This is a genomic window from Paraburkholderia sp. RL18-085-BIA-A, assembly GCF_046027075.1.
In the GTDB taxonomy this organism is placed as follows: Bacteria; Pseudomonadota; Gammaproteobacteria; order Burkholderiales; family Burkholderiaceae; genus Paraburkholderia.
In genome coordinates this window covers 131,025-144,678 of sequence record NZ_JARESU010000011.1, presented here as the reverse complement: position 1 = coordinate 144,678, position 13,654 = coordinate 131,025, and the positions used below count along the sequence as shown (strand labels likewise).

The window sequence follows — 13,654 nt, the reverse complement described above, 5'->3', positions numbered from 1 at the left end:
GCGGATCAGTGACCGAGCGACTTGTTCGCTTGCGTGGCCGCCGCATTCAACGCGTCAGCCGGCTGCGCCTTGCCGAGGTAGACCGATTGCATGCCGTCGGTCACGGCCTTCGCGGTGTCTTCCCAGCCGGTCACGGTCGGCGCGAAGTGGGCCGTCGGTAGCAGCGCGACGAACGCCTTGGTGTCCGGATCGTTGAACGCCGGGTCGGTTGCCTCAGCCTTGGTGGTCGGCAGGAAGCCTTCGGCCGTGGTGAACTCGACGCGCGGTTCCTTCGTGAACAGATAGTCGAGGAACTTCCATGCCGACTTCTTCACCTTCGAGTTCTTGAACATCACGATCGAATCCGTGACCGCATACGTGGCGTGCGTCGTGCCCATCGGAATCGGGTCGATGCCGTACTTCAGGTTCGGCGCTTCCTTCTTGATCTGTTTGGCGAGGAACGGCGCCGAGATCATCATCGCGACGCGGCCCTGCTTGAACAGGTTCTGCACGTCTTCACGGCTGTAGCCGGTCACGCCCGGCTGCGTCAGACCCTGGTCGATCATCGTCTTGTACAGCGTGGCCGCCTTGATACCCGCCGGCGAATTGAACGCCGCCTTGCCGTCCTTGCCGACCACGTCGCCGCCGTTAGTCCACAGCGCGTAGTAATAGTAGACGTCGGTTTCGATTTCCTTGCCTTGCAGACCGAAGCCGGCAATGCCTTGAGCCTTCAGTTTCTTCGACGCGTCGATCACGTCGTTCCAGGTCTTCGGGCCGTCGGGATAGCCGACCTTCGCGAGCAGGTCCTTGTTGTAGTAGAGCGCGCGCGCGGAAGCGGCGATCGGCAGGCCGTAGGTCTTGCCGTTGATCTGACCTGGAGCCAGGAACGGACCGATGAAGCGGGCCTTGAAATTCGCGTCCATGTAGCCGTCGAGCGGTTCGGCCACGTCGTCCTTCACGAAGTCGAGCAGCCAGCGCGTGCCGACGATCGCGAGGTCGGCGTTGGCGTTGCCGGAGATGTCCGTTTGCAGTTTCTGTTGCAGCGTGTCCCAGTTCACGTCTTCGATCTTGATGGTCGTGCCGGGGTTGGCCTTCTCGAAGTTGCGGGCCATTTTTTCGAAGTACGGCGCGGTCGCGTCGCTGTAGTGGGCGACGGTGACGCGGACCGTGTCGGCGTGAGCCGCGACGGCGATACCTGCAAACGCGAGCGCCACGGCAACTTTGCCGAGCGCGAGGGAAGCACGGGCATGCAACGACATTTCTCTCTCCTGTGTCGAACGGAGTTAGCGCTTTAGCGCTTACTCCGGTCCCATCAACGATGGTGGGGTGGTCTGCTGCCGTCGCCGGCCGCTTTGGGTTAAATTGTTTGAAAAAATCCTACATGACGCAAAATAGCTTGTCACGTAGGGTCTGCGATATTTTTTCTCGGCCGGTTTTGTGCATAAGATGCTGTAAAGCAGGGTTATTCTGCATAACGCGATGTCACGGATACCCAATCTTCGGGATGGCGGAACAACGCGGCGTTGGCAGATTTGTAGGAAATTTACAGGCCGGCACAGGCTGGATCTGGCGTCGGCGGCGAGGCTCAGGAGTGAGGCGGATATGAATCGTGTGGTGTTGGTGACGGGCGCGTGCGGCGGGATCGGCAGCGTGTTGTGCAGGCGCTTCGTGGAGCAGGGCGACACGGTGCTGGCGCTCGACCTCGACGCGGCCGCGCTGCAGGCACTGAGCGCGCAACTAGGCGACGCACATGTCACGCCGGTCGCCGTCGATCTCTGCGATGCCGCCGCGGTGCAGCAAGCGGTGGCCCAGGCGGTCAGCACGCGCGGTCCGGTGGACGTGATGGTCGCGAACGCCGGCGCGGCGTTGGGCACGACCCTCGCCACGACCGACGCCGCGAGCTGGCAGCGCGACGTCCATCTGAATCTGAACGGCACGTACCACACGGTGGAAGCGGTGCGGGCGTCGATGATCGAACGCCAGCGCGGCTCGCTGGTGCTGATCGGCTCGGTGAATGGTCTGGCCGCGCTCGGTCATCCGGCGTATAGCGCGGCGAAGGCCGGGCTGATCAGCTACACGAAGGCGCTCGCGATCGAACTGGGGCGGTACGGCATTCGCGCGAACATCGTTTGTCCGGGCACGGTGAAGACGCAGGCGTGGCAGGCGCGCGTCGACAAGAACCCACAGGTCTTCGAGGACCTGAAGAAGTGGTATCCGTTGCGCGACTTCGCGACGCCCGACGACATCGCCGACGCGGTGCTGTTTCTCGCGTCTCCGATGGCGCGCGTGATCACCGGCGTCGCGCTGCCGGTCGACGGTGGTCTGATGGCCGGCAATCGGTTGATGGCGGAAGAACTGACGCTCGAATCGCTCTGAGCCGCTTCACGCCACGTTCGGGCGCGCCGCGAGAAGGCGACCGGGTCAACGCAGCAAGACAATGAGGACAGCATGGCAGCAGTGCAACTGAGCGGCATCTTCAAACGCTATGGCGACACCCAGGTGGTGCACGGCATCGATCTCGACATCGACGACGGCGAGTTCGTCGTGCTGGTCGGGCCGTCGGGCTGCGGCAAAAGTACGCTGATGCGGATGGTGGCGGGACTCGAAGAGATCAGCGGCGGCGATCTGATGATCGGCGGCACGCGGGCAAACAGTCTCACGCCGCAGCAGCGCAATATTTCGATGGTGTTCCAGAGCTATGCGCTTTACCCGCATCTGTCGGTCTATGAAAACATCGCATTTGGGCCGCGAATTCGTAAGGAATCCTCGACGAGTTTCAAGCCGCGCATCGAAGCCGCGGCGAAGATGCTGAACCTCGGCGGCTATCTGGACCGTTTGCCGCGTGCGCTGTCGGGCGGTCAGCGGCAACGCGTGGCGATGGGCCGCGCGGTGGTGCGCGAGCCGTCGCTGTTCCTGTTCGACGAGCCGCTGTCGAATCTCGACGCCAAGCTGCGCGTGCAGATGCGCACGGAAATCAAGGCGCTGCATCAGCGGCTGAAGAACACGGTGATCTACGTCACGCACGATCAGATCGAAGCGATGACGATGGCCGACCGCATCGTGGTGATGAACGCGGGGCGTATCGAGCAGATTGGCCGGCCGCTGGAGCTTTACGATCATCCGGCGAATCTGTTCGTCGCGAGCTTCCTCGGCTCGCCGTCGATGAATTTCGTCGAAGGGGTGATCGTGAATCGCGCGCAAGGGCCGGGCCTTGGGTTAAAGCTCGAGGACGGCGCCGAGATCGTGCTGGAGAGCGTGCCGGCGACGGCCAAAATCGGCGCGAAGGTCACGCTCGGCGTGCGGCCGGAGCACATCGAGACCAACACGCAAACGCCGGACGCCGCAATGGATGTCGAAGTGGTCGAGCCGACTGGCGCCGAGACGCACCTGTACGGGAAGATAGGCGGCAACACGTGGTGCGTGACGACTCGCCAGCGCTCGAAAGTCGAGCCCGGTCAGCGTGTCACGCTGCGTTTGCCGGCCGAACATATTCATCTGTTCGATACGGAGAGTGGACGCAGGCTGGCCTGAACCGCGTGTTGCCGCTTGAAGTCGATTCAAGCTGATTGAAGCTGCGAGCGGCGCGGATTCATTTAACCCTCAAGGAACACCGGGTGTCCGCACCGAACTTGATTCCCCTCATCCGCAGCGCGCTTGCCAGTTTGCGGCCCGCCGAACGCAAGGTCGCCGACATGGTGCTGAGCGATGTCGACTTCGCGATGCGTGCGAGCATCACCGAACTCGCGCAGCGCGCGGACGTGTCCGAGCCTTCCGTCACGCGCTTCTGCCGCGCGATCGGCGCGCACGGGCTGCGCGACTTCAAGATGCAACTGGCGCAGAGCGTGGCGGGCGGCGTGCCATATGCGTCCACGGCGGTGGCGCGCGACGACGATGTGCAGACCCTGATGGACAAGGTCGGCGAGGCGGCGATCGACGGCATTACGCATGCGCGCGGCGCGCTGGACCCGGCGGTGGTCGAGAGTGCGATCGCGGCGTTGTCGAGCGCGGGGCGGGTGTTTTTCTTCGGCGTGGGTTCCGGCTCGGGACTGGTCGCGCAAGATGCGGCGTTGCGGTTCCTGCGGATCGACATCGCGTCGAGCGCTTTTACGGATGGTCATTTGCAGCGGCTTTACGCGGGCCTGATGGAGCCGGGCGACGTGGCCTTTGCGATTTCGCATTCGGGACGCAGCGTCGAAGTGAACGAAAGCATCCAGATCGCCAAGGAGCGCGGCGCGACCACGATTGCGTTGACCAATGTCGGCTCGCGGCTCGCGTGGCTCGTCGACATTCCGCTGCTGCTGCGCGTGCCGAGTCCGATCGATGCGAATACGCCGGGCGTGTCGCGGCTCGTGCATCTGTGCATCATGGACGCGCTCGCGATCGGCGTCGCGCTGAAAGCCGGTCCGAAGACGCTTGAAAAGATGCGGCATGCGAAGGCGAGGCTGGCGTCGCACGAGCCGGAGGGGAAGGGCGATTGATTTGCCCGCGTTCTGCCGGGTGCGCTTACGCGATGCTGCCGCCCGTCGCCGCGATCCAGCCAAACCTTCGCGATAACCTCAGCGTCGCCGCGCGCAAAGTCTGCGCCGGTTTGCCCATGGGTTCGCTATCGAAACTGCCACTCGGCCCCATCAACGCAAGCACGAGGCAGATGCTGCCGGTATGGTCGAACACCGGCGCGGCCAACGTGTTGATGCCGGGCACAGGCCGGCTCAATGCCGTATCGATGCCGTCGGTGCGGACTTGCGCGAGTCGCTGCGCGTAAGCCTTGCTGGCGGCCACGAACTCGGGCGCTGAGTCCGTACCGCTTGCCAGGGCCGCCGGTTTGTCTTGCGCAGCAGACCGCACCAACGCCGCCTCCCCAGTCGAAGCGTCCCCCGCCAGCCGCAGATAATCCTGCGCCAGCAGACCCGCTCGTACATCATCGGCGACATGCGCCGCGAACACGCGACCAATCGCCGTATTGACCAGCGACATCACCGAGCCGACCCGCAAGCTCACATGCAGCGGTCGTGCCGATTCCTCCAGACGCACGACGGTCGGCCCGAGCGGCCCGAGCACCGCCATCGCGACGCTCATCCCGGTCGACGCTGCCAGCTCGACCACTTCGGGCTCCGCCTCACGCGTCGGCGACAAGCGCTGCAAACCGATCAAGCCCAGCTCGAGCGCGAGCGGCCCGGCTTCGAAACAACCCGACGCATCGCGATCGAGCAGGCCGATTTTCAGCAGACTCACCAGATGCGGAAACGCCTTGGCCGGCGGCATGCCGGCCAGCGCCGCCAGATCGCGCAAGCTCAACGGCCGCGCTGCTGCGACTAGGGCGGTCAGCAAGTCGCCGGTGCTGTCGAGCGACTGGATGCCGCGCTGCGGTTTCGCATCGGCTGAGGAATGGGAGTGGTCGGGAGAGTCGGTCACGATGGGGAAGAAGCGGTCATGGTAGGCGCGGCCGCGAGTTGCGCGGCGATGTCGTGGGCCGCGGCGAGCAGCGCGCGAGCAACCGGGCCGTCTGCGGCGACATCGATCGCGCCGGTCGAACCGATCACCGTCAACGCGTGCGACAGGCGGCCGTCGCCATCCAGCACCGGCGCGCTCAAACTGCTGATGCCTGGGCTCGGCGCATCCACGCTGGATGCCAGACCACGCACGCGAATTTCGTTCAACGCCGCCTCGAAGGCGGCGCTTTGGTCGGGCGGCGTCATCGCGCGAGAAGCGGTGCCCGATTGATTCGCCCACATCGCGGCCAGCACGTCGGCCGGCAAAAACGCGCAAAACACGCGCCCCGTCGACGTCGCCGGTAGCGACATCACCGTGCCCACATGCAAGTTGACGTGCAGCGGAAACCCGCCGTGCTCATAGCGGACGATGGTCGGCCCCTGCGGCCCGGCAATGCATATCGCGACGCTGAAGCCGATCGCCTCGGCCAGCGCGGCGACGCGCGGCACGGCGGCGCGAAACGCCGGCTGGTTTTCGAGGCGCAGCAAACCGAGCCGCAACGACAGCGGCCCCGGCTCGTAACGGCCGGAGAGTTCGTCGCGCTTGATGAGACCCAGGCGGCTTAAGCTCACCAGATAGGCGTGCGCCTGGCCCGGCGCGATCTGAGCGGCACTGGCGAGATCGGACAAGGCCAGCGGCGCGCGCGCCTGGGCGAGCGCCAGCAACACGCGGCCGCCCACTTCGACACTCTGAATGCCGCGCTGCGGCTTGCCGCCGTCCGCCGTTTCGTCGCCGCGCGCGCCTTTGCCCGTGGCCGGTTTCGCTGCTTTGCTCACACCCGCGCTCGTCCGTAAAAAGGGTCCATGTTAGCCGAACGGCCCCCGAATGGCCCGCGAATCCCCGCTCCATCCTGCTTCCATCTTAGGCGTCGTGAAATTTGCGTATAGCGATACATTTCGCTATTGACAAATAAACGCGCGCGGTCATAAGATGCATTCACCCCGACACACCGGCGCAGTCACAGAGTCAAAAACGGGGCGAGACAATCCTCCAATACCGTCAGCCCGCGCGGCATTCGCGCAGCCGGCCGTCTCGCCTCACGTCCAACTTTTGAGGGAGACAAGCATGGCAAAGGCATTCGCATCCCAGGCCGATCTGGAAGTCAAGCAAGTCACGTGGACCAAGCTGTCCGACAACGCCTACGCGTACACCGCCGAAGGCGATCCGAACTCGGGCGTGATCATCGGCGACGACGGCGTGCTGATCGTCGACACCACCGCCACGCCGGCCATGGCGCAAGACCTCATCGCGAAGATTCGCAGCGTCACCGACAAGCCGATCAAATACGTCGTGCTGTCGCACTATCACGCGGTGCGCGTGCTCGGCGCGTCGGCGTATTTCGAAGAGGGCGCGCAGCAGGTGATCGCGAGCCGCGGCACGTACGAGATGATCGTCGAGCGCGGCGAGGCCGACATGAAATCGGAAATCGAGCGCTTTCCGCGTCTTTTTGCAGGCGTCGAGACGGTGCCGGGCTTGACGTGGCCGACGCTCGTGTTCGAAAAGGAAATCACGCTGTTCCTCGGCAAGCTCGAAGTGCGCATCGCGCATCTGGGCGCGGGGCATACGAAGGGCGACACGGTGGTATGGCTGCCGTCGCAGAAGGTGCTGTTCTCCGGCGACCTGGTCGAATACGACGCGGCCTGCTATTGCGGCGACGCGCAGCTCGAACAATGGCCGGCTACGCTCGAAGCATTGCGCGCATTGAAGGCAGACAAGCTGGTGCCGGGCCGCGGTCCCGCGTTGACCACGCCGGAAGAGGTCAACAAGGGTCTCGACTACACGAAGGACTTCGTCACCACGCTGCTGGAACAGGGCCGTGAAGCCGTCGCGCAGAAGCTCGATCTGAAGGCCGCGATGGCGCTCACGCGCAAGGCGATGGACCCGAAATTCGGCCACGTGTTCATCTACGAGCATTGCCTGCCGTTCGATGTCTCACGCGCGTTCGACGAAGCGAGCGGCATCACGCATCCGCGCATCTGGACCGCGCAACGCGACAAGGACATGTGGGACGCGCTGCAAGCCTGACAAGAATAGAAACACAGTGGAAACGCAACGACGCAGAGCAGAGAGATGGACGGAGACACGAGATGAGCATCAACTACCAGACGCTGTCGTTCGAATACCAGCCGTGCCGCGAACAAAGCGCACAACCCGGCGCGGAGCAGTCGGTCTATCCGGTGATCGTGGTCGGCGCGGGACCCGTGGGTCTTGCCACCGCGATCGATGTCGCGCAGCAGGGCGTGCCGGTCGTGCTGGTCGACGATGACTGTTCGTTGTCCACCGGATCCCGGGCGATCTGCTTTTCGAAGCGCTCGCTCGATATCTTCGACCGCCTGGGCTGCGGTCAGAAGATGGTGGACAAGGGCATCAGCTGGAATGTCGGCAAGGTGTTCCTGAAAGACGAGTTGGTGTACAAGTTCAATCTGCAACCGGAAGCGGGGCATCACCGGCCCGCGTTCATCAATCTGCAGCAGTACTACGTCGAAGGCTTTCTGCTCGAACGCGCGCAGGCGATGCCGAATCTCGAGATCCGCTGGAAAAGCAAGGTGGTCGGCGTGCAGCAGAACGGCACGTCGGGCGCTTGCGAGGCTGGCGTCACGCTGACGGTCGAAACGCCCAATGGGCAGTATCCGTTGCGCGGCCGTTACGTGGTCGCCGCCGACGGTTCGCGCAGTCCGATGCGCAAGCTGATGGGACTCGACAGCAAGGGCGTGACCTTCAAGGACCGCTTCCTGATTGCCGACGTGAAAATGGAAGCGGACTTTCCGACCGAGCGCTGGTTCTGGTTCGATCCGCCGTTTCATCCGAATCAATCGGTGTTGCTGCATCGTCAGCCGGACAACGTGTGGCGGATCGACTTCCAGTTGGGATGGGACGCCGATCCCGTGCTGGAGAAAACGCCTGAGCGTGTGATTCCGCGTGTGCGCGCATTGCTCGGCGCGGACGCGAAGTTCGAACTGGAATGGGTCAGCGTCTATACGTTTTCGTGTTTGCGGATGGAGCGCTTCCGGCACGGCAATGTGCTGTTCGCGGGCGACTCCGCGCATGGCGTGTCGCCGTTCGGCGCGCGCGGCGCGAATAGCGGCGTGCAGGACGCCGAAAACCTCGCATGGAAGCTGGCGATGGTGCTCGAAGGCAAGGCGTCAGATGCGTTGCTCGACACGTATGCAAGCGAACGCGAATTCGCTGCCGACGAGAACATCCGCAACTCCACCCGCTCCACCGATTTCATTACGCCGAAGAGTCCCGTGAGCCGGGTCTTCCGCGATGCCGTGCTGAAGCTGTCGCGGCATCATCCGTTCGCGCGTCAGTTGACCAATAGCGGGCGGCTTTCGGTACCGGCGGTGCTGCGCGATTCCCCGCTGAATACAGCGGACCATGACCGCTTCGACGGCGCGATGATGCCGGGGGCGTCGTGCGTCGATGCGCCGGTGCAAGTGGATGGGCAGGCGGGATGGCTGTTGCCGCAGCTCGGCCAGCAATTCACCGGCGTGCTGTTCTGCGGCGAGCAAGGTATCGATCCGGCGACGCGGGCCGCGTTGGATGCGCTGCGCGCGGGGCCGATTCCGTTGAAGCTCGTCGTGGTGACGCGCGGCGATGCGCAGGCCGCGGCGCTGCCGGGCATGCATGTGGTGCACGACGCCGAGGGTTTGGCGAACGCACGCTACGACGCTACACATGGCACGTTCTACCTGGTTCGGCCGGACCAGCATGTGTGCGCGCGTTGGCGGCAAGTCGACATGAGCGCTGTCGAGCATGCGTTGAAGCGCGCGCTGTGCGTCGAAGGCACGGCCTGAACACGCAAGCTCGCGCGGCGCACGCAGAGCACGCGCGGATGAGCGCATGAGCGCACCAGTAAAAAATAGCAGGAGACAGACATGGCACTGAACACGCAACCGAACCTCGACCGTCCCGACGATTTCTACGAGGCGCTGATCGACATGCACCGCGATCTGGACGACGCGCAGAGCCAATCGGCGAATGCGCAATTGATCCTGCTGCTCGCCAACCATATCGGCGATTACGCAACGCTGATCGAAGCCATGCAGCACGCGCGCGAAGGCGTAGCCGATGCTTCGGTCCAGCACAAGGACGAGCATCCGCTGGCGGCCTGAGGCCGCGCAAAGAAGCAACCAGCGAGCAGCGAGCAGCAACCCGAACACGCGTGGCCACGGCGCCGCGCGCCACTCATCCCGGCAACGCGGCGCATCGGCGCATGCGCGTGCCGTTTCAGCAGAACCCATCCAAGCGGCGCATCAAGACGCCGGACCTATCGGGTCCGTTGGACCCTCACGTTTGGAGAAAACCGATGAGCCAATCTTTCGCCCCCGCGCTGGAGCCGGATGCGTCCGGCACCGCCTATGACGACCTGCTGTATCGCAAGGTTACGCTGCGAATCATTCCGTTTCTGTTTCTGTGCTACGTGGTGTCGTTTCTCGATCGCATCAATATCGGCTTCGCGCAATTGCAGATGAAGCACGACCTCGGTTTCAGCGACGCGATGTATGGTCTCGGCGCGGCGGTCTTCTACATCGGCTACGTGCTGTGCGAAGTGCCGAGCAACCTTCTGCTCGCGCGTTTCGGCGCGCGCCGGACTTTCACGCGGATCATGCTGCTGTGGGGTATCGCCTCGGTCGGCATGATGATGGTGTCCACGCCGACGCACTTCTACGTGATGCGCTTCATGCTCGGCGTGTTCGAAGCGGGCTTCTTTCCCGGCATCGTGTTGTATCTGACCTATTGGTATCCGGCGCGGCGCCGCGCGGCCGTGCTGTCGATCTTCTTTGCGGGGGTCGCGGTGGCGGGCGTGCTCGGCGGCCTGGTGTCCGGCTGGATCATGCGCGACATGGCCGGCGTATTGGGTCTGTTCGGCTGGCAGTGGATGTTCGTGATCGAAGGCGCGCCCGCGATCGTGCTCGGTCTGCTCGCCGCGTTCTATCTGGTGGACGGCCCGCAACACGCCAGCTGGCTCAGCGCGGCGGAGAAGGCGCGGCTAATCGCGCAACGCGACGAGGACCGCCGTCACGGCTCGCACACGAACGCGCATTCGTCGCGCTCGTTGATGGAGGCCTTGCGCAATCCGCGCGTCTATCTGTTCGCGTTCATCTACTTTGCGCTGACCTGCGCGTCGTTGACGCTGAGCTTCTGGATGCCGTTGATGATTCGCGACTTCGGCGTGCACGACGTACTGGCGATCAGCCTGTACACGGTGATCCCGAATGCGGTCGGCGCAGTGGGGCTGATTCTGATTGCGCGTCATTCGGATCGTCGCGGCGAGCGTCGCCGGCATTTTGCCGTTTGCACGATCGGCGGCGGCGTGGCGCTCTCGCTGTTGACGCTGCATCTGAGCAGCTTTCCTGCGATGCTCGCAATTCTCTCGCTCGCCGCGGTGCTGATCTTCGCAGCGCTGCCGATCTTCTGGACGGTGCCGTCCAGCTATCTGTCCGGCACGGCTGCTGCTGCCGGCATCGCGTTGATCAGCAGCATCGGCATTACGAGCGGGATCGTTAGTCCGTGGGTGATCGGCCAGATCAAGACGCACACGGGCAGCATGGACAATGCGCTGTATCTGCTGACCATGTTGCTGTTCGTGAGCGGCGTGGCTTTGCTGGTAGGCGTGCCGAAAGAGCGGAAACCCGGTTGAGGATCGCGGCGCGCCGCGGACGTGATATTGGGTAGCGTTGCGATGACTCATTTGCGCCGGGTATCCGGCGTGCTCCGCGACGATTTTCTTGCAGTAAGCGCGCGGCTGTGAGCGAGTCGGCTTATGCAGTCGGACCGCTAGCCAAGCTGATCAAACGCCAGACCCTTCGGCCACCCGAACGTGTGCACCTGGGTGACCGGTTGCGCGAGCGCGACCGCCGCGCGAATCTTGCCGCCCATCGGCAGATCGAGCAGATGCCATGAGCCGCGCTGCGCGAGATCGAGTGCGCAGCTTGTGGTCTCGCGCGAAAGCAGATTGCCGTCTATATCCACGGGCGCATAACGCAACGCATTGCACAGGCTGTTGTAGCGAGCATGCCGGCGCGTTTTATCCGGCATTTCGTCGAGCGCCGCGCCGGGTGACGGCACGACGACACTCAAGCCAAGCGCCGCCGACGCAATGCCGATCACGATCCAGATACCGCCATACGCGATATCGACGGTGATGCCGCGTCCATCGCGAGGATGGCGGGCGCGCAGTTTCTCGTTGCCGTCGTCGTGCAGATCGACGGCGCGTGGCTCACAGTCGAACAGATGGCCGACGATCCAGCGCACCACTACGCGCGCGCTGATAAAGCGTTTGCGCAGCGCCGCGTTCGGGTGCAGACGCGCGCGCTCACGCTCGGTCTTCGACAGCCAGCTATCGCCTTCCTGCACCGGCACCGGCAGCCATTCGCACCGGAAGCGCCACAAATGCAGTTCGCCGGCACGCGGTGCGGCAAGGTTGCGCGGATAGTGGCGCGTCAGCGGATGCGACCGGAACGCGGGCGCGGCCACCGCGACGCTGGTGTGAGCGGCTCGAACGGGTTGGCTCGCGCGTTCCGCGAGCACGCGGTCAGTTACGCATTCAGTCACGCATTCAGTCACGCGTGCATCGCCGCTGTCTCGCACCGGCTCGGACACAGACGCCGCGGCAGCCAGTACCAGGTCCAATGGCATGGGATTGTGTCCTCAATGCATATACGTGACGCGGCGTGCCTGCACGTCGAGTTCTACGCCGGCGTCGAGCAGATCGATCGCGAACCAGCGAATCAGTTTCAGCACGCCGCTCACGGCGGGCGCGGGCAGCCATTCGCTCAACATGCGCAACGCGGCCCCGCTATGCGTCTTTTGCAGCAACGCGATGGTTTGCAGGATCACCGCTTCGTCTTTGCCAAGATCGCTGGCGCAGCGGCAGCGCATATCCAGCGGACGATAGGACACGTGCATCAGCGAGCGCATCAGCAGATCGAAATGTTCGATGCAGTCCTGCCGCAAGCCCACGTTGCTCAGAATGTCGCGCCATTGCAGGCTGCCGCGCGCCGTTTCGCAGGCCGGCCGCAGCCACGTGCGAACGGCGCTGAGAACCGTGCGCTCGGGCGCGTCGCTGGTATCGGCCTGATGGTCGTCGATCAGCTCGGGACGGCTGCTGTGATGAGAGCGAAAGTGCATGGTTGCTCCTGAATGGACACGGTCCATGAGTCGCGCCGGCCGGATTGAACAATGCCGCGTCGCAGGCCAGCGCAGGTCGCGTGCGACGGATCGGCGATGACGCAGCGCGTGCGTCAGAGGCCTGAGCGGTTGCCCGGATCAGCGTGAACCGATGCGGGCGAATGCGCGTTTCGCCACGAGCGGATGCGTACGTCACGACGAGCGGATGTGCATTTTCACCACCGGCGAACGCACGTGTTGAGTTAAGCGGGCTGAGGCGGCAGCCATTCGCGCACGTGCTCGCCGCGTGATGGACGCGTGGGCGGCTGGCCCGGCGCTTTCGGCGTGCCGACGAACAGGAAGCCGAGCAAACGCTCGTTCGGCGCGAAACCCAGCGTGTCGTGCAGACGCGCTTCGTAGCAGTCGGGTCCAGTCGCCCAGAAGCCGCCGTAACCGAGCGCATGGATCGCGTTCAGCATGTTCATCGCCGCCGCGCCCGCGGCAAGCAACTGCTCGATCTCGGGCACCTTCGGGTGAGCCTTTAGCGCCGCGCCGAGCGCGATCACCAGCGGCGCCGCGAACGCCTTCTGCCGACGATGCGCGTGCGCGGAGCGCGGCTCGCCAGGCGAGCGCGCGCAGGCGAGGTCGACCAGCAGGTCGCCGAGCGGACCGCGCGCGTCGCCGCGAATCGTGACGAAGCGCCATGGTCGCAGGTTGCCGTGATCGGGCGCGCGCAAGGCTGCGTCGATGATCAGGTCCAGCTCGGAGTCGGCCGGGCCGGGTTCAGTGAGCGGCCATTGGGATTGGCGCGACAGCAGCACGTCGAGCGCAGCCGTCGCGTTGGAATTGGCGTTGGCCTGGGCCGCGGCGGCAGGTGGGGCGGTGGTCGAGCGCGGGCTCCCGATTTCGGCGCGGCTGAGGTCGAGCGTCGTCATGATTCCTGGTCGGCTGATGGCATGGGAGTGAATCATGAGCTAAATCGCACGTAAATGCAAATCATTCGCATTTGAGTGGTGTCATTCGGGCTGGCGCTTCGCGTCGGGCCAAGGGGCGCGGGGCGCCGTTGCAGGCT

The 13,654-nt window shown here is 64.3% G+C and carries 13 protein-coding genes; 7 read left to right on the top strand and 6 right to left on the bottom strand.

Annotated elements, in window-relative coordinates:
• Positions 1 to 5 precede the first annotated feature (5 nt).
• Positions 6 to 1,238, bottom strand: a complete 1,233-nt coding sequence (locus P0D89_RS10855) for an ABC transporter substrate-binding protein (RefSeq protein ID WP_408356208.1) — start codon at positions 1,236 to 1,238, stop codon at positions 6 to 8.
• 343 nt (positions 1,239 to 1,581) lie between these two features.
• Between P0D89_RS10855 and P0D89_RS10850 the strand changes: the two genes are divergently transcribed.
• From P0D89_RS10850 to P0D89_RS10840, 3 genes are all read left to right on the top strand, one after another.
• Complete coding sequence (locus P0D89_RS10850) at positions 1,582 to 2,355, top strand: SDR family oxidoreductase (protein ID WP_408356210.1); 774 nt, start codon at positions 1,582 to 1,584, stop codon at positions 2,353 to 2,355.
• Positions 2,356 to 2,427: 72 nt separating this feature from the next.
• Entirely contained in the window at positions 2,428 to 3,510 is a 1,083-nt protein-coding gene (locus tag P0D89_RS10845) for an ABC transporter ATP-binding protein (RefSeq protein WP_408356212.1), read from the top strand.
• A gap of 83 nt (positions 3,511 to 3,593) precedes the next feature.
• On the top strand, positions 3,594 to 4,457 hold the full coding sequence (locus P0D89_RS10840; RefSeq protein WP_408356214.1) for a MurR/RpiR family transcriptional regulator: 864 nt from the start codon (positions 3,594 to 3,596) through the stop codon (positions 4,455 to 4,457).
• Between the two features lie 25 nt (positions 4,458 to 4,482).
• On the opposite strand, the gene P0D89_RS10835 is transcribed toward P0D89_RS10840, so the two are convergent.
• Together P0D89_RS10835 and P0D89_RS10830 are read right to left on the bottom strand one after the other, a co-directional pair.
• Complete coding sequence (locus P0D89_RS10835) at positions 4,483 to 5,391, bottom strand: IclR family transcriptional regulator (RefSeq protein WP_408356217.1); 909 nt, start codon at positions 5,389 to 5,391, stop codon at positions 4,483 to 4,485.
• Positions 5,388 to 6,245, bottom strand: coding sequence for an IclR family transcriptional regulator (locus tag P0D89_RS10830; protein ID WP_408356219.1), 858 nt, complete (start codon positions 6,243 to 6,245; stop codon positions 5,388 to 5,390). The genes P0D89_RS10835 and P0D89_RS10830 overlap by 4 nt, the downstream gene beginning before the upstream one ends.
• A gap of 289 nt (positions 6,246 to 6,534) precedes the next feature.
• Between P0D89_RS10830 and P0D89_RS10825 the strand changes: the two genes are divergently transcribed.
• From P0D89_RS10825 to P0D89_RS10810, 4 genes are all read left to right on the top strand, one after another.
• Entirely contained in the window at positions 6,535 to 7,494 is a 960-nt protein-coding gene (locus tag P0D89_RS10825) for an MBL fold metallo-hydrolase (RefSeq protein WP_408356221.1), read from the top strand.
• A gap of 62 nt (positions 7,495 to 7,556) precedes the next feature.
• Complete coding sequence (locus P0D89_RS10820; RefSeq protein WP_408356223.1) at positions 7,557 to 9,266, top strand: FAD-dependent oxidoreductase; 1,710 nt, start codon at positions 7,557 to 7,559, stop codon at positions 9,264 to 9,266.
• Between the two features lie 81 nt (positions 9,267 to 9,347).
• A complete protein-coding gene (locus P0D89_RS10815; protein WP_408356225.1) occupies positions 9,348 to 9,584 on the top strand; it encodes a DUF2783 domain-containing protein in 237 nt (78 codons plus the stop codon).
• Positions 9,585 to 9,778: 194 nt separating this feature from the next.
• On the top strand, positions 9,779 to 11,113 hold the full coding sequence (locus P0D89_RS10810; protein ID WP_408356227.1) for an MFS transporter: 1,335 nt from the start codon (positions 9,779 to 9,781) through the stop codon (positions 11,111 to 11,113).
• 137 nt (positions 11,114 to 11,250) lie between these two features.
• Here P0D89_RS10810 and P0D89_RS10805 read toward each other — a convergent pair whose 3' ends face one another.
• The 3 genes from P0D89_RS10805 to P0D89_RS10795 all read right to left on the bottom strand — a co-directional run bounded on the left by P0D89_RS10805 (position 11,251) and on the right by P0D89_RS10795 (position 13,517).
• The gene (locus P0D89_RS10805) at positions 11,251 to 12,111 is read right to left on the bottom strand and encodes a 4'-phosphopantetheinyl transferase family protein (protein ID WP_408356229.1); all 861 of its coding nucleotides are present in this window, start codon (positions 12,109 to 12,111) and stop codon (positions 11,251 to 11,253) included.
• A gap of 12 nt (positions 12,112 to 12,123) precedes the next feature.
• Entirely contained in the window at positions 12,124 to 12,603 is a 480-nt protein-coding gene (locus P0D89_RS10800; protein WP_408376518.1) for a hypothetical protein, read from the bottom strand.
• Positions 12,604 to 12,845: 242 nt separating this feature from the next.
• Positions 12,846 to 13,517, bottom strand: a complete 672-nt coding sequence (locus P0D89_RS10795) for a nitroreductase family protein (RefSeq protein ID WP_408356233.1) — start codon at positions 13,515 to 13,517, stop codon at positions 12,846 to 12,848.
• Positions 13,518 to 13,654 lie beyond the last annotated feature (137 nt).

Coding starts and splice junctions, on each gene's coding strand:
- P0D89_RS10845 (WP_408356212.1), top strand. CDS start 2,428: ATGGCAGCAGTGCAACTGAGCGGCATCTTCAAACGCTATGGCGACACC.
- P0D89_RS10855 (WP_408356208.1), bottom strand. CDS start 1,238: ATGTCGTTGCATGCCCGTGCTTCCCTCGCGCTCGGCAAAGTTGCCGTG.
- P0D89_RS10810 (WP_408356227.1), top strand. CDS start 9,779: ATGAGCCAATCTTTCGCCCCCGCGCTGGAGCCGGATGCGTCCGGCACC.
- P0D89_RS10820 (WP_408356223.1), top strand. CDS start 7,557: ATGAGCATCAACTACCAGACGCTGTCGTTCGAATACCAGCCGTGCCGC.
- P0D89_RS10850 (WP_408356210.1), top strand. CDS start 1,582: ATGAATCGTGTGGTGTTGGTGACGGGCGCGTGCGGCGGGATCGGCAGC.
- P0D89_RS10800 (WP_408376518.1), bottom strand. CDS start 12,603: ATGCACTTTCGCTCTCATCACAGCAGCCGTCCCGAGCTGATCGACGAC.
- P0D89_RS10805 (WP_408356229.1), bottom strand. CDS start 12,111: ATGCCATTGGACCTGGTACTGGCTGCCGCGGCGTCTGTGTCCGAGCCG.
- P0D89_RS10795 (WP_408356233.1), bottom strand. CDS start 13,517: ATGACGACGCTCGACCTCAGCCGCGCCGAAATCGGGAGCCCGCGCTCG.
- P0D89_RS10825 (WP_408356221.1), top strand. CDS start 6,535: ATGGCAAAGGCATTCGCATCCCAGGCCGATCTGGAAGTCAAGCAAGTC.
- P0D89_RS10815 (WP_408356225.1), top strand. CDS start 9,348: ATGGCACTGAACACGCAACCGAACCTCGACCGTCCCGACGATTTCTAC.